Annotated in this window: 18 protein-coding genes; 13 read left to right on the top strand and 5 right to left on the bottom strand. The window is 55.7% G+C overall.

Features of this window, described 5'->3' with window-relative positions:
- Positions 1-25 precede the first annotated feature (25 nt).
- Genes K5Y32_RS09595 through K5Y32_RS09560 form a run of 8 tightly spaced genes read left to right on the top strand, consistent with a single transcriptional unit; the run spans position 26 to position 7,558 of the window.
- On the top strand, positions 26-973 hold the full coding sequence (locus tag K5Y32_RS09595; protein ID WP_222183199.1) for a PDR/VanB family oxidoreductase: 948 nt from the start codon (positions 26-28) through the stop codon (positions 971-973).
- Positions 970-2,169, top strand: a complete 1,200-nt coding sequence (locus tag K5Y32_RS09590) for an amidohydrolase family protein (RefSeq protein ID WP_222183197.1) — start codon at positions 970-972, stop codon at positions 2,167-2,169. The genes K5Y32_RS09595 and K5Y32_RS09590 overlap by 4 nt, the downstream gene beginning before the upstream one ends.
- Complete coding sequence (locus K5Y32_RS09585; RefSeq protein ID WP_222184273.1) at positions 2,159-2,614, top strand: RidA family protein; 456 nt, start codon at positions 2,159-2,161, stop codon at positions 2,612-2,614. Before K5Y32_RS09590 ends, K5Y32_RS09585 begins: the two co-directional genes overlap by 11 nt.
- A 14-nt stretch (positions 2,615-2,628) precedes the next feature.
- Positions 2,629-3,507, top strand: coding sequence for a creatininase family protein (locus K5Y32_RS09580; RefSeq protein WP_222183195.1), 879 nt, complete (start codon positions 2,629-2,631; stop codon positions 3,505-3,507).
- Positions 3,508-3,516: 9 nt separating this feature from the next.
- Positions 3,517-4,488: an ABC transporter substrate-binding protein gene (locus K5Y32_RS09575; RefSeq protein ID WP_222183194.1), complete on the top strand. Its 972-nt coding sequence runs from the start codon at positions 3,517-3,519 to the stop codon at positions 4,486-4,488.
- Positions 4,485-5,318: an ABC transporter ATP-binding protein gene (locus K5Y32_RS09570; protein WP_222183193.1), complete on the top strand. Its 834-nt coding sequence runs from the start codon at positions 4,485-4,487 to the stop codon at positions 5,316-5,318. Before K5Y32_RS09575 ends, K5Y32_RS09570 begins: the two co-directional genes overlap by 4 nt.
- Positions 5,315-6,115 (top strand): ABC transporter permease, encoded by an 801-nt coding sequence (locus K5Y32_RS09565; RefSeq protein ID WP_222183192.1) that lies wholly within the window; start codon positions 5,315-5,317, stop codon positions 6,113-6,115. The genes K5Y32_RS09570 and K5Y32_RS09565 overlap by 4 nt, the downstream gene beginning before the upstream one ends.
- 54 nt (positions 6,116-6,169) lie before the next feature.
- The gene (locus tag K5Y32_RS09560) at positions 6,170-7,558 is read left to right on the top strand and encodes an FAD-binding oxidoreductase (protein WP_222183191.1); all 1,389 of its coding nucleotides are present in this window, start codon (positions 6,170-6,172) and stop codon (positions 7,556-7,558) included.
- Positions 7,559-7,597: 39 nt separating this feature from the next.
- Here K5Y32_RS09560 and K5Y32_RS09555 read toward each other — a convergent pair whose 3' ends face one another.
- Positions 7,598-9,457 carry a hypothetical protein gene (locus tag K5Y32_RS09555; protein WP_222183190.1) on the bottom strand — a complete coding sequence of 620 codons (1,860 nt, stop codon included), beginning with the start codon at positions 9,455-9,457 and terminating at the stop codon, positions 7,598-7,600.
- Between the two features lie 320 nt (positions 9,458-9,777).
- Positions 9,778-11,757: an autotransporter outer membrane beta-barrel domain-containing protein gene (locus K5Y32_RS09550; RefSeq protein WP_222184271.1), complete on the bottom strand. Its 1,980-nt coding sequence runs from the start codon at positions 11,755-11,757 to the stop codon at positions 9,778-9,780.
- A 449-nt stretch (positions 11,758-12,206) separates the two neighbouring features.
- On the opposite strand from K5Y32_RS09550, the gene K5Y32_RS09545 reads away from it, so the two are divergent.
- Complete coding sequence (locus tag K5Y32_RS09545) at positions 12,207-13,493, top strand: PAS domain-containing methyl-accepting chemotaxis protein (RefSeq protein WP_222183188.1); 1,287 nt, start codon at positions 12,207-12,209, stop codon at positions 13,491-13,493.
- Between the two features lie 225 nt (positions 13,494-13,718).
- Here K5Y32_RS09545 and K5Y32_RS09540 read toward each other — a convergent pair whose 3' ends face one another.
- The gene (locus K5Y32_RS09540) at positions 13,719-15,047 is read right to left on the bottom strand and encodes an FAD-binding oxidoreductase (RefSeq protein WP_222184269.1); all 1,329 of its coding nucleotides are present in this window, start codon (positions 15,045-15,047) and stop codon (positions 13,719-13,721) included.
- 197 nt (positions 15,048-15,244) lie between these two features.
- On the opposite strand from K5Y32_RS09540, the gene K5Y32_RS09535 reads away from it, so the two are divergent.
- Genes K5Y32_RS09535 through K5Y32_RS09520 form a run of 4 tightly spaced genes read left to right on the top strand, consistent with a single transcriptional unit; the run spans position 15,245 to position 18,626 of the window.
- Complete coding sequence (locus K5Y32_RS09535; protein WP_222183186.1) at positions 15,245-16,147, top strand: metal ABC transporter substrate-binding protein; 903 nt, start codon at positions 15,245-15,247, stop codon at positions 16,145-16,147.
- Positions 16,144-16,950 carry a manganese/iron ABC transporter ATP-binding protein gene (locus K5Y32_RS09530; RefSeq protein WP_222183184.1) on the top strand — a complete coding sequence of 269 codons (807 nt, stop codon included), beginning with the start codon at positions 16,144-16,146 and terminating at the stop codon, positions 16,948-16,950. The genes K5Y32_RS09535 and K5Y32_RS09530 overlap by 4 nt, the downstream gene beginning before the upstream one ends.
- On the top strand, positions 16,934-17,797 hold the full coding sequence (sitC, locus tag K5Y32_RS09525) for an iron/manganese ABC transporter permease subunit SitC (RefSeq protein ID WP_176972149.1): 864 nt from the start codon (positions 16,934-16,936) through the stop codon (positions 17,795-17,797). The genes K5Y32_RS09530 and sitC overlap by 17 nt, the downstream gene beginning before the upstream one ends.
- Positions 17,790-18,626 (top strand): metal ABC transporter permease, encoded by an 837-nt coding sequence (locus K5Y32_RS09520; protein WP_222183182.1) that lies wholly within the window; start codon positions 17,790-17,792, stop codon positions 18,624-18,626. The genes sitC and K5Y32_RS09520 overlap by 8 nt, the downstream gene beginning before the upstream one ends.
- A gap of 26 nt (positions 18,627-18,652) precedes the next feature.
- Here the strand turns inward: K5Y32_RS09520 and K5Y32_RS09515 are convergent, their stop codons facing one another.
- Positions 18,653-19,327: an RraA family protein gene (locus K5Y32_RS09515; RefSeq protein WP_222183181.1), complete on the bottom strand. Its 675-nt coding sequence runs from the start codon at positions 19,325-19,327 to the stop codon at positions 18,653-18,655.
- Between the two features lie 8 nt (positions 19,328-19,335).
- Positions 19,336-20,253 carry an ABC transporter substrate-binding protein gene (locus tag K5Y32_RS09510; protein WP_222183179.1) on the bottom strand — a complete coding sequence of 306 codons (918 nt, stop codon included), beginning with the start codon at positions 20,251-20,253 and terminating at the stop codon, positions 19,336-19,338.
- Between the last annotated feature and the right edge of the window lie 80 nt (positions 20,254-20,333).

The raw sequence follows: 20,333 nt of genomic DNA, 5'->3' as shown, positions 1-20,333 counted from the left end.
ACGACATCCCTGCTCAGGCAGATAGATGATGAAATCCACTCCTCTCGCCGTCACCGTCATCGCAAAGCAGTTTAATGGTGCAGGCAATGTGTTACTGACGCTGGCGAATCGCAGCGGGCAGCCGCTGCCTGCTTTCATGCCCGGCGCGCACATCGATGTCATTATTCCCAACTGCGGTAAACGCCAGTATTCACTCTGCTCTGCGCCAGCCGATCATTATGAAATCTGCGTACGTCTGGATGAGTGTTCAACCGGCGGATCGCGCTGGCTGCATCAGCAGTTGAATGTCGGCGATGCGCTAGAGATATCCGCGCCACGTAACCACTTTCCGCTGCCGCACGCGCCGCGCACGCTGCTGTTTGCCGCTGGCATCGGCCTGACGCCGCTGTTGGTGATGGCCGAAGCACTGGCGGCGCGTCAGGCGAATTTCACCCTGCACCTTTACCTGAAACGCGCCGACGAGCTGGCTTTCAGCCAACGTTTGAGCAATCTCGGCGCGCGCGTGGTCATTCACTACAGCAGCGAAGGCGACAGCCTGCGCCAGCGCGTTCCCGAAGAACTCACCCAGCCAGACAACGCTGCGCTGGTGTTCTGCGGCCCGGCGGGTTTTATGCATCATCTGCAGCAGCTGGCGTTGCAACATGGCTGGGACGAAGCACAGCTGCACAGCGAGCGCTTCCAATCCACATCTTCGCTGATGGCTGGCGCTGCCTTCGAAGTGCAGCTCGCCTCCTCCGGCGCACGCTTTGCCGTGGGCGAGCGACAAACCATCGCTGAAGTGCTTGAAGAAGCAGGGATTGAGATTGAACTCTCCTGCGAACAAGGCATGTGCGGCGCCTGCATCACCGGCGTGTTGGCGGGCGAGCCGGATCACCGTGATGATGTGCTGAGCCAGCAAGAGCGTGCGGCCAACGATTGCATCGTGCTGTGCTGTTCACGTGCGCGTTCACCTTTATTGGTACTGGATCTATGAGCGGCTATCCGGGTGCGACCAGCGCACGTTTACCCCGCTGGCTGCTGCCAGAAAACTGGCCTGAAGCCAACAATCAACCGCAGCTGGCGACCTTACATTTCCACGCCGCGGGCCTGCAATTCGAACCCGACCATGCAGCAGCACCCGCTGAGTATCTGCCGCTTCACGGCGCGCTGGTGCTGCCCGCGTTTATCGAACCGCACGCGCATCTGGATAAAACCTTCACTATTCAACGCAGCCCGGCGCAACAGCCCGGTTTGCTGGCCGCGATTGCTGCCATGCATCAGGACCGCGTGCACTGGAACTCAGCAGATCTGCAGCAGCGCGCTACGCAGGCGCTGCGCTGGGCGGTAGAAGCTGGCGTCGGTTTGCTGCGCACCCACATCGACTGGTTCTCAGTTGATGCACCATTAGCGTGGCAAGTGATTGGCGATCTGCACCATCCGCTGTGCAGCATTGAGCGCGTAGCCCTCGCGCCACTCACCTTCTTTGCCGACGCCAGCGATGCGCAGCATATTGCCGCGCAGGTTGCGACCAGCGGGCCCGGCGCGCTGTTAGGTGGCTTTATTCACAGCAGCAACTGGGATGCGCAGGCGTTTCAGCATCTGATGCAGGCCGCCGAACTGTGGCAGCTGGATATCGATCTGCATATTGATGAAGAACTTAACGTCGAAGCTCAGGGATTGCGCTGGCTGGCGCACTATTTGCAACAGCATCCATTCAGCGGCGCGATCACCTGCAGCCACAGCTGCGCGCTGTCGCAGCAGGACGATGCGCAACAGATTCTTGCCGTGCTGGCGCAACACAATGTGACATTGATTGCGCTGCCGCTCACCAACCTGCTGCTGCAGGACGCGGTGCCCGGCCGCACGCCGCGTCTGCGCGGTTTAACGCTGGTGAAAGAGGCGCAGGCGCTGGACATGCCGCTGCTGCTCGGCGCAGACAACGTGCAGGACGCGTTCTGTCCGTTTGGCAGTTACGACCCGCTCGATACGCTGTTCAGCGGTTTGCTGAGCCTGCAACTGGGCGCGGCGTTTGATGAAGCCTCCGCGCTGATCTGCCAACGCCGCGCGCTGCTGGCCAATGATTTAGTGATTTTTCCGCATGCCGAAGTGGCGAGCTGGCCGTTGCGTCAACGTCAGCGTTATCGGCTGAAAATGGGTGTGCGATATGGAGAAACAACAGATGGCGCTTGATGAAGGAGCGGGAAAACCGCTGGCGAAATATGCCGCGTGGCGACGCGCGGGCGACTTCATTTTCCTCTCCGGCATTATTCCGGTGAATCCGCAAACCGCCACCATTGTGCGCGGCTACGACGATATTCCCGCAGCGGCGCAACAGCTGCTTGGCCGCACCGGCGAATTCTCAACCGACATTAAAGAGGGGCCGATTCTGGCGCAGAGCTGGTACGTGCTGGAGAGCATCCGCACCACCATCGAAAGCGCTGGCGGCCAGATGAGTGATGTCTTCAAACTGGTGCAGTACTTCCGCAATCTCGACCATTTTCCCCACTACAGCCGGGTGCGTAAGCAATTTTTCCCTGATGCGCCGCCGGTTTCTACCGTGGTGCAGGTGAGCGAGATGCTACCGAGTCCGGACGTCTTGATTGAAGTTGAAGCCACGGCGTGGTTGCCGCAATAACACGAGGAGTTGAAATGTTGCATGGTTATATTCCGGCAAACCGCTTTTTGCCGTACCTGAGCTGGACCGACATCGCCACGCTGGAAAATAAAGCCAACACCGTAATCGTGTTGCCGACCGGCGCGATTGAGCAGCACGGCCCGCATTTGCCGTGCGCGGTGGATAGCGTGATCGCCTCCGGCGTGGTTGGCCATGCGCTGGCGCGCTTACCGGCGGAAATTCCGGCTTACGCCATTCCGCCGATCACCTACGGCAAATCGGATGAGCATCTGCATTTTCCCGGCACGCTAACGCTGACCGGCGAAACCCTGCTGCACACCATTCTGGAGATTGGCGAATCACTTTATCGCGCCGGTTTCCGCAAATTCCTGATGGTCAACGGTCACGGCGGCCAGCCGCAGCCGTTGCAGATGGCGGCGCGCGAACTGCGTCTGCGCCACGGCGACATGATCATCATCATGCAAGACACCTTTAAAGTGCCGAACTGTGCGGAAAGCTTTATGGACGACAAAGAGCGGCAGATGGCGATGCATGCGGGACATGCCGAAACCGCGCTGATGCTGGCGCTGGCGCCCGATACCGTGCAGATGGATAAAGCAGTGGCTAATTATCCGCCGGCATTCCCCTGCCCGACGCTTTCGACCAACAAACCGATGGCGGCGTGGGCCTCCTACGATTTCGGCCCGAGCGGCGTGATTGGCGATCCTTTGCCCTCCACGCCGGAGCAAGGCGCGGCCATCCTCGATTCGCTGGCAGAAAGCTGGGCGCAGGTGATTACCGAAGTGCACCAGATGACATGGGTAACCCGCGCCGAACCGGCGTGGGGCACCGGCCAGTGGCAAGGCAAAGTATTGGATCACCACGACGCAGCCGCCTTTTTAACACCTCGCTAGGGAATAACGATGAAAAAGACATTGAGCACTGTTGCCGCGCTTGCGCTGGCACTCTCGGCCCCGAGCATGGCGGCAGAGAAATTCACCTTTATGACCAACTGGTATGCGCAGGCCGAACACGGCGGCTTCTATCAGGCGCAGGCGCAGAATCTCTATCGCGATGCCGGCCTTGATGTCACCATCAAAATGGGCGGTCCGCAGGTGCATACCATGCAGCTGATGGCCGCCGGTCAGGCCGACTGCATTATCAGCGATAACATGCAGGCGCTGGAAATCTGGCAGCAAGGCGTACAGGCGATGCCGGTTGCCACCACCTTCCAGCACTCGGCGATTGCCTTCCTCACCCATCCGGATGTGAAAAACCAGGCCGATTTGCAGGGCAAAACCTTCCTGCTGGCGGCGGAAGCCTATACCTCATATTGGCCGTGGGCGCAGAGCGCGCTGAAGCTGAAAAATGCCCGCGTGCGTCCTTACACCTTCAGCATTCAGCCGTTCCTCGCCGATAAAAATCTGGTGCAGCAAGGCTATATCACCTCCGAACCGTTTGCGGTGCAGAAAGCCAATGCGCAGGCCAATGTTTATCCGATCAGCGATTGGGGTTATCCGCCGTACGGCAACAGCATCGTGTGCATGAAGTCGACCATCGAGAAACGGCCGGCTGCGGTGGCGGCGTTTGTGAAGGCGTCGATGCAGGGCTGGAAAAACTATCTGCAAGATCCAAGCGCCGGTAACGTGCTGATCAAGAAAGAGAACCCGCAGATGAGCGATGAACAGATCGATTTCGGCATTGCGCAGATGAAGAAATACCAGATGCTGACCGGCGGCGATGCGCAAACCGGCGGCATCGGCATCATGACCGAAGCGCGCCTCAAGCAAACCTGGCAGCTACTGGTCGATACCAAGCTGATCGATGCGGCCAAAGTACCGTTTGACGGCAGCTACACGCTGAAATTCATCCAAGACGTCAAGGTTCTGCCATGAATAGCGCCAGCCATTTGACGCTGCTGCATCCCGATGCGCAAGCGGTGCCGCGTTCTGCGGCGCCACCGGCGATTGAGGTGCTGTCAGCGGAGAAAATTTATCCCAACGGTACGCGCGCACTGCTGCCGGTCGATCTCACCATTCGTCAGGGCGAATTTGTCTCGCTGCTCGGCCCGTCCGGCTGCGGCAAAAGCACCTTGCTGAAGATGATCGCCGGGTTGATTGAGCCCACCGATGGCAAGTTAATGCTGTTTCGTCGCGATCGGCGCGAAAATCAGCGCGATCTGCCGCTGTCGTTTGTGTTTCAGGAAGCGACGCTGATGCCGTGGAGCAACGTGCACAAAAACGTGCGTCTGCCGCTCGATTTGGCAGGCGTGCCGCGTGCCGAAGCGGACACCCGCGTGAGCGAAATCCTCGAACTGGTCGGCCTCGGCCAGTTTGGTCACGTGCTGCCGCGCGAGCTCTCCGGCGGCATGCAGATGCGCGTGTCGATAGCGCGCGGCCTGGTCACGCGCCCGAAGGTGCTGCTGATGGATGAGCCGTTTGGCGCGCTGGACGAAATCACCCGCAACAAGCTGGACAGCGATCTGCTTGATTTGTGGCAAGAGCAGAAGCTGACGGTGGTGTTTGTCACCCACTCAATTCAGGAAGCGGTGTTTCTGTCGCAGCGGGTGATTATGATGGCGGCGCGCCCCGGGCGCGTGGTAGATGACATCCGCATTGAAACCACGTTACCGCGCGACGATGAGTTTCGCGTCAGTCAGGATTTCACGCATTATGCGCAACAGCTGCAACGCGGCCTGCTGGCGGCGAGCAAGGAGAGTCAATGATGAAACCGTTAGCAAGCCATCGGCAATTTCAGCAGTGGCTGTTCCCCGCCATCGTCGCGGTCGCCATGCTGCTGTTGTGGCAGTTTCTGGTCACCACCTTCAAAGTGCCGGTGTTTCTGGTGCCGTCGCCGCTAGTGGTGGCGCAAAGTCTGGTGCAGAACTTCCCGACGCTGTTTATGTCATTGCTCTACACCCTGAAAATCACCGTTATCTCCTTTGCGGTGGCGATTGTGATTGGTTCGATTGTGGCGTTTCTGCTGGTGCAAAATCGTTTTATTGAGACCGCCCTTTTTCCCTACATCGTGTTCTTGCAGGTGACGCCGATTGTCGCTATCGCGCCGCTGATCATCATCTGGGTGAAAGACACCACGCTATCGCTGGTGGTGTGCGCCACCTTAATGGCGGTGTTTCCAATAATTTCCAATACCACGCAAGGTCTGCGTAGCGTGTCACCGGGATTGCTGAGCTATTTCCGCCTCAATCATGCGTCACGCTTGCAGATTCTGCTGCGCCTGCGTATTCCTTCGGCGCTGCCGTACTTCTTCGGCGCGCTGCGCATCTCCAGCGGCTTGTCGCTGATTGGCGCGGTGGTGGCAGAGTTTGTTGCCGGCACCGGCGGCACCGATACCGGATTGGCGTACCAGATTTTGCAGGCTGGTTATCAGCTCAATATCCCGCTGATGTTTGCCGCGCTGCTGCTGATTTCACTGGCAGGCTTCCTGCTGTTCGCGCTGATGTCGTGGCTAACGCGCCGCGTGCTGGCGGCATGGCATGAGAGTGAATTGAGCCCCAGTTAAGAAACACGCATGCGCCGTAGCGGCGCAATACCCCTTTTCACACAGGAAATAAACATGTCTGATTCCGATCGCCAGTCTGCACTGGCGGCGCTGGTTGCGGCGTTGCCTGAACTTGACTGGATCAAAGAAGCGCCAAAGGTCAAACGTATGTCGCGCGATTTCCACTGGTTCAGCCCGGTACTGAAACCGCAGCTTGAAGAGAAGTTCGCCGAGCTGGCGGTGCGTCCGCGTGATGAGCATGAGCTGGCGCTCATCGTGGCAGCCTGCGCCAAACAGCGCGTGCCACTCAATTTGCGCGGCGGCGGCACCGGTAATTACGGTCAGTTGATTCCGCTGCACGGTGGCGTGATGGTTGATATGACGCGCCTCAACGCCGTCACGGCTGTCGGCAACGGCACGGTGCGTGCGCAGGCGGGTATTCGCCTTGGCGACCTCGAAGCGCATACCCGCCCACTCGGCTGGGAGCTGCGCTGCATGCCCTCCACCTGGAAACTGGCGACGCTCGGCGGCCTGTTTGGCGGCGGATTTGGCGGCGTAGGTTCAATTAATTACGGGCCGCTGGCCGCACCGGGCAACGTGTTGTCGGCACGTCTGATGACCATGGAAGAGACGCCGCGCATTATCACCCTGCAAGCGCCAGATGCGCTGTTGCTGCATCACGCCTACGGCAGCAACGGCATCGTGCTGGAGATTGAACTGGCGCTGGCACCGCGCCACGACTGGATCGAACGTCTGGATATCTTCAACGATTTCCCAGCGGCGATGGCCTTTGCCGATGCGCTGGCGCGTTCGCCGGGCATGGTGAAGCGCCAAATCGCAGTGTTCGCCGCGCCGGTGCTTGATTACTTCAGCGATTTGGCCGATGCCGATGTGGCAGGCAAACATGGCGTGATTTCAGTGGTGGGCAGCGAAAGCGATGGGCTGTTACCTGCGCTGCTGACCCAACATGCGGGTCGAAATGCGCTGCATTTTGCCGAGGGGGAAAACAGCGGCCATTCACTGATCGAATATTGCTGGAATCACACTACGCTGCAGGCGCTGAAAATCGAAAAGACGCTGACGTATCTGCAAACCGCTTACGCGGCGGATAACTATCAGCAGCAGGCGTTAGCGCTGGAAGCGCAATTATCCGATGAGGTGATGTCGCACATTGAATTTCTGCGCGATATGAACGGCACTATTACCTGTAGCGGCTTGCCGTTGGTGCGTTATCGCGACGAAGAACGGCTTAACGCGATTATGGATATTTACCGCGCGAACGGCGTGAAAATAAATAATCCGCACGTAATTCATATTGAAGATGGCAAACAAGGCATGGTGCGTGCCGATGTGGTTGCGATGAAACGTGCCTGCGATCCGCATAACTTATTAAATCCGGGCAAATTGCGCGGCTGGGAAGTGCGGGATACGTTGCCGGAGGTGCAAATTCCGGGCGTGAATTGATCATATATTAAGCCAGCAACCGATGTTGCTGGCGATTAGTTAGATATAAGGTTTTTCCGCGTCGTTTAATGGAATACTCCACGCTTCGCCGTTAACTCTTACTTTTAAATAGCGGCGCGTGCGATATTTCCCTGGTTCATACTCTTCGACTTCCCCTTTAATCACCGTTCCACGCAATAACAACTCTTTATTGTTGTTGTAGCCGAAGCCAACGTCTTTGTTACCGATCCAGTGTTGCTCAAATGCCACAACCGGTGCTGCATCCAGCGTTGCGCTCTCTTCTGTGGTACAGGCGGTAAAACTCTTACGGAAGATGAAACACAATCCGGCCTGATAACGGTCTTTGCCATTGGTCGTCACCAACGCGGTTGAGAATCCGGTATAGGCAGCGATTTTCACATAGAGCTTAGTTCTGGCACCGTTACCTGAAATATGGACTTTCACTACGGGGCTGGAACCTTCGCCGTACCAGCTGCCAATCGTGTTCCCACCATCACGCGCCTGTAAATAGATATTGGTTGCGCCTTCTGGCGTGCGATTGCTGTAGTCGACTTGGGTTTCACTTTGCGAATTATATTGCGCGGTTCCTACAATACGTACGTGAATTTGTGACGTGGCATCGGAGAAATTGAATTCGCCAACGTAAAACCATTTATTGTTGGCGGTGCGGTTATCCATATGGTGCTGCGAGGAAATATAATCATAGCTCAGCGAACCCTGCGCAATAATTCCCCAATCCGAGAACTCCAATACGCCGCGATCGCCTTCACCAATCAGCGTCCAGGGTTCAATTCCTTCGGTACTGTAATCAAAACCGGCGCTTTGGTTGTGAATACTTTTCTGAATAATAGTGGCGCGGCAATAACCGAGCTTGAGCGGATTGGTGGTGGATTCAATGGCTAAACCTTCAATCACCCATTGGCCGTTGGTGAGATCACCGGCAAATTCCGAATGTTCGATCCAACCGTTGCGAATAAAGGATTGCGTACAGCGTGGTAAATCAAGCACCGGTTTTTTGGTGCCGCCTTGTAAATTAAAGTTAGAAAGTTCAATAGCGGTTGAGTGATCCCATGCGCCTTCTACCCGGCCGGACCAGCGCGCGTAGACAATACTGTCCTGACAGCCACGGGAATAGAATTGATCAATTTTGCAATCCAGCGTATCGATGAGATCCAGTGCGCGTCCGCCGAGAAAGCGGAATTCCATACTGCTCACACGTAAGAACTGGCCGCCAATAATGGTGTTGGCGTAAAAGCCTACGGTGTTAAACGCCGTACCACCATCATCGCCGCTGTTGGAACTCATTCCTTTTACAACAATCCCCGAGATCTCCGCATAGCGCGCCTGCACTTTAAAGAACAGCTGACCACGCGGTTTGGTTTCCCAGTTGAAAACCAGCGTTGTGGTAGGGAAATAGCCGAAGTTGACCGATGCGCCAGTAACCTTGAAACGATTGATCTCTTTATCCGAGATGTCGAACGTCGACATACTAAACACGCCCGCGGTAAAGCGAATCCCCGCCGATGGCAACACGCGTTGCGACCAGGTATACATGCGTTTTACCGCTTCAATGCAGTCGGTTTTCCCGTCCGGCACTGCGCCAAAATCCAATACCGTGACCGAGTTGTAATCGAGTACTACGCGCTTCCAGCGTTTTTTCCCCGCCGTCACAATAATTAATCCACCATCATCTGGGCTGGTTGAGTCAGTTGCATCGTAAACAAACACGCCGCCGCCGGCTTTGGTTCCGCGGGTATATTCCAGCACCGTGGCGAGTTCACCACCGGTCGTCGGTTCCGTAGCTTTAAGTTGTGCGACATCACTAATCTGAATAACTGGCGCAGCCGCCGCGACGGCATTTTGTGTTGCGGTATTCGAACTGCTGGACGCATTCGCCATGGTGTACCCCTTAACTATTAAGAGAAAGTAACTGCACTATCGATTATAAGTAACTGATAATTAATGTGTTGATGCGTACCAGTCTTAATGGGGTGATTTACTTATGCGGTTTGAGCATAGCCAGGCAACAATATGATTAATGAACAGAAGCGTAGCGGCAGCGTGATGATTTACAGATTAATCGCAGGCACCTTCTTTATTTTCATGGCACGGAAAACGTGGAAGAATGCTGAATGAGAGAGTTGATCGCTAAGCAGATAAATCATTTGCGGTTGTTAATAATCAATTGGCCAGTAACTGACAGTTACTGGCCTGTTCATTTAGAAAGTGGCGTTCACACCGACATTCCAGGTCACCTGATGGTAATCGCTGTTACCGCCGACGGTTGAAACGCCAGCAAAGGCATTCACCGTTTCGCCTAGCGGCACGTTGGCACCTACCGAGAGATCCAGCCAGTTTTTATCGCGCGCTTCGACGCTGCGTTCAAACGAGGTGCGCGTCGATTTCAAACCTGCACGTACAGTGGAATCGGTATCGCCAAACTGATGGTTGTAACTCACCTGCGCCCACGGATTAACCACCCACTGTTTGCTGTCGATGCGCCAGCCGACTGAGCCAATCTGTGAATGGGTGGTTTGATCGGAGTAGCGCATCGCGGTGCTGCTGTTACTGTTCTCGCTGTAGCCGCCAACGCGACCGTAATCCAGCGCGTAACTGGCAACTGGCCCGGTGCTGAGATTTTCAGTAATTGGCAGCGTCCAGCCGGTTTGCACGCGCATGCCGAGCAATTTACCGCTGGTGCTACCCTGCTCGGTGCGTGTGGCCGGGCCGATGTGGATGTCACGCTCAATGCTGTCGAAATCGAGATCGGCATAGTGCAGATCGGCGTTGATCCAACCCTGATCAAGCACCGTCAGCTGGCTATACAGCGCCACCAGATTGCCGCGCAGTTTGTAATCGTAGTTGGAAGAAGGTTCCTGGCGCTGATTGGTGTTGGAGAACAGCACGCCGGTTTGCCAGTTATCGGTGATCTGATAGCCGATACCCAGCGTTAAGTTGGTGGTGTTGGCATCGCCGTCGCTCCAGCTGTCGCCCTGATAATCGACATGTTGTCCGGCATAGCCGCCAAATACCGTGAACTGTCCGGCGCTAGCAGGCTGCTGACGCTGTTGCTGCAAATGCCCATCGAGCGTGTTTTGTGTATCGCGCGCCATCATCAGAGGCGATTGTGACAATGCCGCCACCTGCGCTGGCGCATCCAGAATCGACTGGATGTAATCGGCGATCATCGCATGCACCGCTGGGCTCGGGTGCAGACGATCGGCAAACAGATAATCCTGCGCCGTGGAGAAGCCCGGCGTGCTGGATTGACACTCATCCGCTGAGGTGCCAATCGGACAAGCGATGCCAATGGTGTTGGTTAAGCCATATTGGGTCGGATTGGCGATCACTTCATCGAACAGCCCGGCGATATCCACGCGCACAATATTGCCATTCAAGGTCGCCAGCCCCGCTTCTTCCTGCTGGTTATAACCGTCGGAGAGCGCCGTGACCTGCTCGCTCAGCTCCTGCCATGCGTTATAAAGCTGTTGCGCCAGCGCGTCACGCACCGCTGGAACCGACGAAACTTCGCCTGCCGCTTGCGTGAAGGCATCCTGCACCGCTTGCTGGCGCGCGGCTTTATCTGGCGTGGTCACGCCATCCAGTGACTGAAACGCCGCCACCATCGCTGGTGTGGCTTCACTTCCCAGCACGCGCAGCACGGTTTGAATCATATAGGGCGTTGAGCCGAGCTGCGGCACGGTGGGCACAATCACCGCGCCCGCGCCGGCATCCAGCAGGGTTTTAATTTGCGCAACCGATTGATTGGCGCTGTTGCTGATGGTTTCACTGGCGGTTAAGGGATTGGTGACGGCAACGGCGATGTCATTGGCACCGACCCAATGAATATACAAACCGTTGCTATCCGCGCGACCGCCGGTTGAAGCGAGATAACCCGCCAGTTGGTCCTGGGTGTTTAAAACAGGATCGAGCTTGGGTACCGAAACTGCGCCACCCTGCGCATAATTGCTGCCGCCTAACGTTGAGCGCTGTAAATCCTCCCCCAAATGCGCGGCAAGAATCTCATCGTATAAAGGATGTTGTGCACCGTCGAAGGTAAAGCGGCCCACATTGCCGCTATCACTCAAGCTATCGCCAAACACGGTCAGACTGTCCCATGCCAGCGCAGGTGCGGGCGTCAACAACGCAGTGAGTGTGGCGATGGCGACGGCAGAAAGCGCAGATTTGTGGTTGTTCATCATCAACTCCGTGATGGGCCAGAGATGCAGCGTCTGACCGGCAAAAGGTAAGGTCCGCGCATCAAGCGAACCCGCAACATCGCATCAGGAATGCGTTAAGAAAATATCAAGGACGTTTAACTGTTTAGTCAGGAAGGGGGCGTTATGCCAGTTTGCAGCGGCAAATAAACTCAAGTTTATTAACAGCCCTTTTACATGCATTTAAATTAAACCTTTAAATAAGGCCGCCGATAACTAGTGTTGCGGAGTGCGAGTACGCTCTGAGCGGTACATTTTGAAAACATCAGGTAGGTTAATTACATACCCCGTGCGGCGCTGCGGCGCACAGAGACACTTAAGTGTACGGCGAAGGGGAATCTGCGGGCAGCTCAGGTGACGCATGTTGAGCGTGACCAATTTTGCACTGCACGCATTACGTTCAACAGCACAATAATCACCTGAGGCTTCCCATGTTTGGTGTGAAAAAGTCGAGTCTTTCTTTGCCGTTTTATAAAAGTGGCGATGTGGCTAAAGATATCAATGCGATCAAACAGCATGTGGCATGGATTGAATTTACGCCTAACGGCGAGATTCTCACCGCCAATCACCTCTTCCTTGCCACCACCGGCTACCAGTTAAATGAGATTCAGGGGAAGCATCACCGTCTCTTCTGCAGCCCGCAACACAGCCAATCCTCGCGCTATCTTGCCTTCTGGCAAACGCTGGCGTCTGGCGAATCGGTGACCGGCATTTTTGAGCGCTTCAATAAGCAAGGCCAGCGCTTCTATCTCAGCGCCACCTACTTCCCGGTGAGCGATGACAAAGGCCAGGTTTACAAAGTGATCAAGGTGGCATCGGATATCACAGAACGTCATCAGGAGCTGGAGCATAAAGAAGCGGTGATCACCGCGCTGGATCTCTCCATGGCGGTGATTGAGTTCACGCCGGACGGACAAATCCTCACGGCCAACAATAACTTCCTCAAGCACATGGGATATGAGCTGGCTGCGGTTGTAGGGCAGCATCATCGCATGTTCTGCTTCGATAACTTCTATAGTGAAAATCCCGACTTCTGGCGCAAGATGGCTAAAGGCCAGCACTTTGTCGGCCGCTTCGAACGCAAAACCGCCGGCGGTGAACGCATCTGGCTTGAGGCCAGCTACAACCCGGTTTATGACGCCGATGGCAAGGTGTACAAGGTGATCAAAATCGCCTCAGATATCACCGCGCGCGTGGAAGCCGCCAAGCGCGTGGCCGACATCGCGCTGACGACCTCAGAAGAAACGTCACAAATTACCGACAACGCCAACGAGGTGCTGGACGAAACCATCCGCAATTCAGGGTTGGTGGCGCTGCAGGTTAATGCAGCAACGGCGATCGGGGGCGAGCTCAACGCCTCGGCGAAAAGCATTAGCGAAGTGGTCGAGACCATCAACCTGATTGCCTCACAAACCAATATTCTGGCGCTGAATGCGGCAATTGAGTCTGCGCGCGCCGGTGAAGCGGGACGCGGATTCAGCGTGGTAGCGGGCGAAGTACGACGTTTGGCGGCGTCCACCTCCAGCGCGACGAAGCAGATCACGCAAGTGGTGGAACACAACGCCAGCCTGATTGCGCAAATGGAGCAGCAGCTTAATGAGGTCAAGCAGTTTGTGGTGACCGAGCAGGATAAAATCAGCGTGTTGTCACGCAGCCTGCGAGAAATTAACAGCGGCGTACATGAGTTTGTGAACGTGATTCATCGGTTAGATGTTTGATTTTGTAGGGTCGCCATTTATGGCGACCTGGAAAACGTAGCGGTGCGGTTAGCGGCAAGGTCGTCATAAATGACGACCCTACGATCGGGCCATGCATCGGAATGATCGCACGGTTTTCGCCATCGGGAAATACACCGGAATAAACGCGCGGTTTTGTAGGGTCGCCATTAATGGCGACCTGGCAAACGTATCGGTACGTTCATCGGAACGGTCGTGCGGTTGCCATCACATCATCTGCGGTTCACGGATCGCCTGACCTTTGGCGAACCGCGCCAGGCTGTACGGCTTCACATCAGTGAACACCGGTTTGTTATTGACCATCTGCGCGCACAGCAAGCCTGCGCCTGGCCCAATACCAAAACCGTGGCCACTGAAGCCGGAGGCGATAAACAAGCCCGGTATGCTCGTCATCTCATCAATCACCGGCACTAAATCCGGCGTGGTATCAATCCAGCCGCCCCACGCGTAATCCAACTTAATGCCGTTCAACTCCGGATAGAGCTGCACCAGCGCCTGCATCGCTTCCTGCACAATGCCATTATCCGGTGCCGGATCGAGGGTGCGGATCTTCTCGAACGGCGACACACCTTGATTGGACCACGAACCGGCAGCTTCCGGGCCGTTAAAGAACGAGCCGTTGATGCGCACCTTGAGCTTCTTGGCGATGTTACTGCGATACATCGCATAGAACCTGGTGGCGTAACGGATATTTTGCGGCGCGAGATCAATCTGCCCGCGTCCGGCGAGCGCCACGGTGTAGCTGCCATCCTGACGACGGCGAATACACAACCCGCCGGTGCTGAGACAGCCTTTGATCACTTCAGGCGCCGCCGTGGTTTTGAACGCGGTGCCCAGGATATTGGCGCTCGGCAGTTCAATGCCATATTGCTTGCAGAAGCGCGAACTCCACGCGCCGCCGCAGCAGATTACACGGTTAGCTTTCACCAGGCCGCGCTCGGTCCAGACGCCGGTGACGCGTCCGCCAGATACATCGAGGCCGCGCACCGCGCAGTTTTGCTGGATTGATGCGCCGAGATTTTTCGCGCCAGTCGCCATCGCCGGTGCTGCCAGCGACGGCTCTGCGCGACCATCGCTGGGCGACCACACGCCGCCAATCCACGGCGCATTGTTGCCGATGCGCTCGCGCGTCTCTTGTGCGGTCATCAAATGGCTGACGAAACCCAGTTGCTGCGCCTGCTTGCCCCACGCTTCCCAGCGCGCCAGATCGCTTTCGCTCTGCGTGCCGTAAGTAATGCCCTGCCGCGAGAAGCCGAGATCGAGACCAATTTCACTGCTCAACTCGTCCCAGCGCTGCAAACTGCGCATCGCCATCGGCAGTTCGTACAGGTCGCGGTTTTGCTGGCGAACCCAGCCCCAGTTGCGGCCGGATTGCTCGCCGCCGATCACGCCCTTTTCAAACAGCGCCACGGAAACGCCCTGCTTTGCCAGTTCGTAACTCACTGACGTACCAATAATGCCGCCGCCAATCACAATCACATCAACGGATTCGGGAAAGCGTTCACTGTCTGCTACTGCATTGATTTTGATGCGCATCATCTTAAATCCTGTCCGCTTTTTGTTGATGTAACCATATTTAGTGTTTTAGGGGAAATGCCGTTTAATTCCGTCTTTATGACACTTGCCCCTTTCGTAAATTTTTGTCTTTACACTGGCGTTGTGAACAAAAATGACTCATATAGATAGCATCAGCTATATATTATAGCATTGGCTATATTACTCTGGAGATGATCATGTTCACTCAACGCCTTTTGCCTGCGATTGCCGTTCTGTTGTCACTCAGCGCATTTACCGCGTCAGCGGCTGAAAAACTCAAAGTGGTCACCACCTTCACAGTGATCGCCGATATGGCGAAAAACGTCGCGGGCGATGCGGCGGACGTGACGTCGATTACCAAAACCGGCGCAGAAATCCATGAATACCAACCCACGCCAGGCGATATTCGTCGCGCGCAGGGTGCCAATCTGATTTTGGTAAACGGCTTTAATCTGGAACTGTGGTTCAGCCGGTTTTACCAGCGTCTTAACGATGTGCCGCAGGTCACCGTAACGCAAGGCATTGAGCCGATGGGCATTACTGAAGGTCCGTACAACGGCAAACCCAATCCGCATGCGTGGATGTCGCCGGATAACGCGCTGATCTACGTCGATAACATCCGCAACGCGCTGCAGAAATACGATCCCGCCAATGCCGCAATTTATCAGGCCAACGCTGAGCGTTACAAAGCGCAGATTCAACAAACCATCGCGCCGATGCGTACCGCTATCGACAAGCTTCCCGCCGATAAACGCTGGCTGGTAACCAGTGAGGGTGCCTTCTCCTATCTGGCGCGCGATTTCGGTCTGAAAGAGCTCTATTTATGGCCGATTAACGCCGATCAGCAAGGCACGCCGCAGCAGGTGCGTAAGGTGATCGATGCGGTGCGCGATCATCAAATTCCTGCCATCTTTAGTGAAAGCACCATCTCTGCCAAACCCGCTCAGCAAGTGGCGCGTGAAGCCGGCATTCATTACGGCGGCGTGTTATACGTCGATTCGCTGAGCAACAGCGATGGCCCAGTGCCGACCTATCTGGATCTGCTGCGCGTCACCACCGAAACCGTGGTGAAAGGCATCACAGAAGGAAGCCAGAAATGAACCCAGCCGCAGGATTAATCGTCGAGAATGTGGGTGTTACCTACCGCAACGGCCACACGGCGCTGCGTAAAGCCTCTTTTAGCGTGCCCGCAGGCAGCATCACCGCGCTGATTGGCGTCAACGGCTCCGGCAAATCTACGCTGTTCAAAGCGATCATGGGATTTGTGCCGCTCTCTTCGGGCGCGGTAACGCTGGCCGGTTTGCCGGCCAATAAGGCACTGAAACACAACATCGTGTCCTATGTTCCGCAGTCGGAGGAAGTGGACTGGAGCTTCCCAGTGCTGGTGGAAGATGTGGTGATGATGGGCCGTTACGGCTATATGGGCATGTTGCGTATTCCGCGTGCCGCCGACAAACAGAGCGTTGATCAGTCGCTGGAACGCGTGGGAATGAGCGCCTATCGCCACCGGCAGATTGGCGAGCTGTCGGGCGGGCAGAAGAAACGCGTTTTTCTGGCGCGCGCGCTGGCGCAAAGTGGTCAGATTATCCTACTGGATGAGCCGTTTACCGGCGTGGACGTTAAAACCGAAGCCGCGATTATCGCCCTGCTAAAAGAGCTGCGCGATGAAGGCCGCACCATGCTGGTTTCCACTCACGATCTCAACGCCATCCCCGATTTCTGCGATCGCTGCGTGCTGGTAAAAAATACCGTGCTGGCGAGCGGCCTGCTGCATGACACCTTCACCGCCGATAATCTGGCGCAGACTTTTGATGGCGCGCTGCATGAGCGTAACGCGGTGTTAATGCAGCTGATGAAAGACAAAAATCCTGACCGGGGAGCGAACCATGTCGTGGATTATTGAACCGTTTGGCTATCAATACATGCTAAATGCAATGTGGATCGCAGCGCTGGTCGGCGCGATTTGCGCCTTTCTCTCCTGCTTCCTGATGCTGAAAGGCTGGTCACTGATCGGTGATGCGCTGTCGCACTCGATTGTGCCCGGCGTGGCGGGCGCGTATATGCTCGGACTGCCCTTTTCGCTCGGCGCGTTTCTCTCCGGCGGGCTGGCGGCGGGCAGCATGCTGTTTCTCAATCAGCGCACGCGCTTAAAAGAAGATGCCATTATCGGCCTGATCTTCTCGTCGTTTTTCGGCATCGGCCTGTTTCTGGTGTCGCTCAATCCCACTTCGGTGAATATTCAAACCATCGTGCTGGGCAATATTTTGTCGGTCGCGCCCGCCGATATCTGGCAGCTCGGCGCGATTGGCTTTATCACCCTGACCATTCTGCTGCTGAAGTGGAAAGATCTGATGGTGACCTTCTTCGACGAGAGCCACGCGCGTTCACTCGGTTTGAATACGCTGCGGCTGAAGATCCTGTTCTTTACCCTGCTCTCGGCGTCCACCGTTGCCGCGCTGCAAACCGTTGGTGCGTTTATGGTGATTTGTCTGGTGGTGACGCCAGGCGCGACCGCCTATCTGCTGACCGACCGTTTCCCACGTCTGTTGCTGATCGCCGTGACCATCGGCAGCGTCACCAGTTTCCTCGGCGCATGGAGCAGCTACTTCCTTGATGGCGCGACCGGCGGCGTGATTGTGGTGGCGCAAACGCTGGTGTTTTTAGTGGCCTTTGTCTTCGCGCCAAAACATGGCGTGCTGGCTTCTCGCCGCCGTGCGCGTCAGACCATGGAGGACGGCGTAAATGGCTGAATTATTGTTGAGTCCGTTCCAGTTCGAATTTATGAACATGGCGCTGATCACCACCTTGGTGCTGTCGCTGCCGTGCGCGATGCTGTCGGCGTTTCTGGTGCTGAAAGGTTGGTCATTGCTCGGTGATGCGATGAGCCACGCGGTATTTCCTGGCGTGGTGATCGCCTGGCTGATTGGTTTGCCGTACGCCATCGGCGCGTTTGTTGCTGGCATGGTGTGCGCCGTCGCAACCGGCTACATCAGCGAGAATAGCCGCATCAAACCCGACACGGTAATGGGCATCGTCTTCTCCGGCATGTTTGGCGCCGGTTTGGTGCTTTATCTGAAATTGCAGCCCGAAGTGCATCTCGACCACATTTTGTTCGGCGATATGTTGGGCATCAGCCTGGCGGATATCATCCAGACATCGGCTATCGCGGTGATTGTTAGCCTACTGATTGGCATCAAGTGGCGAGATTTGCTGCTGCACGCGTTCGATCCTAATCAGGCGCGCGCCTGCGGCATTAACGGCAAACTGATGCATTACGGTTTGCTGTGTTTGATCTCGCTGACCATCGTCGCCGCGCTGAAATCGGTGGGCGTGATTCTGTCGATTTCGATGCTGATCGCGCCTGGCGCTATCGCTTTGCTGCTGGCGCGTCGTTTCGTGCAGGTGATGTTGCTAGCGATTGGCATTGCGGTTGTGACAGGTTTCAGCGGCGTATACGCCTCGTTCTTCCTCGATAGCGCGCCGGGCCCAACCATTGTGGTGATCTACGCAGCGCTGTTCGTGCTGGCGTTTTTGTATGTCACGGTAAGGGATCGGCGCACGCAGCAAGTGCATGGCTGATGAGATGGTCGCCATAAATGGCGACCCTACGAAGAAAAGATGCAGCCTAGTTCGCGCAATTTCTTCTCGACCCAATCGCGCTTATTGCGCCCTTCGGCGATGGCCTGCAGTTTGGCGATTTCACCGCTGTGGCGCGCGCTGGCCAGCGCGTGAATCTCATTGATGTGATCAAAAGGCACGCACAGCACGCCATCATCATCACCGACGATAAGATCACCCGCTTCAATCACCATACCGTTCAACGAAATCGGCACATTCACTTCGCCGGGGCCGTCTTTATAGGGCCCGCGATGGGTAACGCCCGCCGCATACACCGGCAAAGCGTTGTTGCGGATACTCAGGCTGTCGCGCACCGCGCCGTTAATCACCACGCCAGCGATGCGCTTCTTCGCCGCGAAGGCCAGCATTAGCTCGCCAACAATCGCGTTGGTCACATCACCACCGGCGTCCACCACAATCACATCGCCGGGTTCAGCGATATTTAACGCGTAATGCACCAGCAAATTATCGCCGGGCCGACACTTAACCGTGAGCGCGGCACCCGCCATAGATCCACCGGCGTGATAAGGCCGTAGATTGGCCCCGCCCGCGGTTAAGCGCTGCATGGCATCGCTGATATTCGCCACCGGCAAATCCTGATAAGCCGCAATCTGCTGCGCACTGGCTTTACGCGTTCTGCTAACGATACGGAATCCGCTCATACCTTTTCCTATGACTGTTTAGCGAACACGTCTTCATTGAGTTTGGCTTCTTTCACCGCACCGTAACCGATGAACCAGTGATCGAGGATTTTTTGGTAAGTGCCATCCTGAATTAACGAGTTCAACGCCGCCTGAACCGCCTTCTCTATTGGCGATCCCTTCGGTAATCCGATTGACATCGGTGGTTCCTGCACGCTGATTTCACCGGTAATTGCCAGATTTTTCAGCTGCGCGGCCTGATACGCTAACCCTTCCCACGGACCGTAATAAAACGACGTTCTACCGCTTAATACCGCAACCACGCCATCAGGACGGCTCGGGAATACTGCAACGTTGATCGCCGGTTTATTTTCACTGACGCAGGTTTTGCTGGCTTCATTAAGAAACTCAATCTGCGCCGTGCCCACGCCCGCGCCGACGGTTTCGCCACAGAGTGCGGTTAAGCGGGTAAACGGCGGCACGTTTTGATCTTTCCGCGAAATCACCGCCTGACGTGAACTGTCGAAATAACTGACGAAGTCGATTTGTGCAAAACGTTTTTGGCTCGGTCGAATATTAGACAGCACCGCATCAAAGCGACCAGTCTTTAAACCTGGAATAATGTTGTCGAAGCCGCCGGTATCTTTCCAGATGACTTTCAAACCCAGACGCTGACCAATCGCATTCATGATATCGACGTCACGACCGGATAAGGTTTTATTATCTTCCAGGAAAAACGTGGTGGGCGGTGTATTAGGATTGGTTCCGGCAATCACATAACCTTTCTGAATGATCTCTTGCGGTAATAAAGACTGTAATTTTGCATCAGGTTTCACCTGAAAATTAAATTTAGCCGCAACGCCCGCCTCTTCCTGCGCATAAACGGATGCCGTTAATAATGCAGACGATAGAATAGCTCCCGATAAGAGAGATTTAATATTAAGCATGATTTACCCCAGGTGAAAAATAGGAAGTAGTAATAATTAATTCTTATAATGCAAGGGGTTGAAACCCTTTCAAGTACCAT

Source organism: Pantoea sp. DY-15, assembly GCF_019795935.1.
In the GTDB taxonomy this organism is placed as follows: domain Bacteria; phylum Pseudomonadota; class Gammaproteobacteria; order Enterobacterales; family Enterobacteriaceae; genus Pantoea; species Pantoea leporis.
The sequence above is the reverse complement of the archived record's forward strand: the minus strand, read 5'-3'. Positions and strand labels throughout refer to the sequence as shown.

Excerpts from the sequence above, each read along its gene's own strand:
- K5Y32_RS09520 (WP_222183182.1), top strand. The coding sequence starts at position 17,790 with ATGGCTGAATTATTGTTGAGTCCGTTCCAGTTCGAATTTATGAACATG.
- K5Y32_RS09515 (WP_222183181.1), bottom strand. The coding sequence starts at position 19,327 with ATGAGCGGATTCCGTATCGTTAGCAGAACGCGTAAAGCCAGTGCGCAG.
- sitC (WP_176972149.1), top strand. The coding sequence starts at position 16,934 with ATGTCGTGGATTATTGAACCGTTTGGCTATCAATACATGCTAAATGCA.
- K5Y32_RS09545 (WP_222183188.1), top strand. The coding sequence starts at position 12,207 with ATGTTTGGTGTGAAAAAGTCGAGTCTTTCTTTGCCGTTTTATAAAAGT.
- K5Y32_RS09575 (WP_222183194.1), top strand. The coding sequence starts at position 3,517 with ATGAAAAAGACATTGAGCACTGTTGCCGCGCTTGCGCTGGCACTCTCG.
- K5Y32_RS09590 (WP_222183197.1), top strand. The coding sequence starts at position 970 with ATGAGCGGCTATCCGGGTGCGACCAGCGCACGTTTACCCCGCTGGCTG.
- K5Y32_RS09565 (WP_222183192.1), top strand. The coding sequence starts at position 5,315 with ATGATGAAACCGTTAGCAAGCCATCGGCAATTTCAGCAGTGGCTGTTC.
- K5Y32_RS09555 (WP_222183190.1), bottom strand. The coding sequence starts at position 9,457 with ATGGCGAATGCGTCCAGCAGTTCGAATACCGCAACACAAAATGCCGTC.
- K5Y32_RS09570 (WP_222183193.1), top strand. The coding sequence starts at position 4,485 with ATGAATAGCGCCAGCCATTTGACGCTGCTGCATCCCGATGCGCAAGCG.
- K5Y32_RS09585 (WP_222184273.1), top strand. The coding sequence starts at position 2,159 with ATGGCGCTTGATGAAGGAGCGGGAAAACCGCTGGCGAAATATGCCGCG.
- K5Y32_RS09535 (WP_222183186.1), top strand. The coding sequence starts at position 15,245 with ATGTTCACTCAACGCCTTTTGCCTGCGATTGCCGTTCTGTTGTCACTC.
- K5Y32_RS09550 (WP_222184271.1), bottom strand. The coding sequence starts at position 11,757 with ATGAACAACCACAAATCTGCGCTTTCTGCCGTCGCCATCGCCACACTC.
- K5Y32_RS09580 (WP_222183195.1), top strand. The coding sequence starts at position 2,629 with ATGTTGCATGGTTATATTCCGGCAAACCGCTTTTTGCCGTACCTGAGC.
- K5Y32_RS09530 (WP_222183184.1), top strand. The coding sequence starts at position 16,144 with ATGAACCCAGCCGCAGGATTAATCGTCGAGAATGTGGGTGTTACCTAC.
- K5Y32_RS09510 (WP_222183179.1), bottom strand. The coding sequence starts at position 20,253 with ATGCTTAATATTAAATCTCTCTTATCGGGAGCTATTCTATCGTCTGCA.
- K5Y32_RS09540 (WP_222184269.1), bottom strand. The coding sequence starts at position 15,047 with ATGCGCATCAAAATCAATGCAGTAGCAGACAGTGAACGCTTTCCCGAA.
- K5Y32_RS09595 (WP_222183199.1), top strand. The coding sequence starts at position 26 with ATGATGAAATCCACTCCTCTCGCCGTCACCGTCATCGCAAAGCAGTTT.
- K5Y32_RS09560 (WP_222183191.1), top strand. The coding sequence starts at position 6,170 with ATGTCTGATTCCGATCGCCAGTCTGCACTGGCGGCGCTGGTTGCGGCG.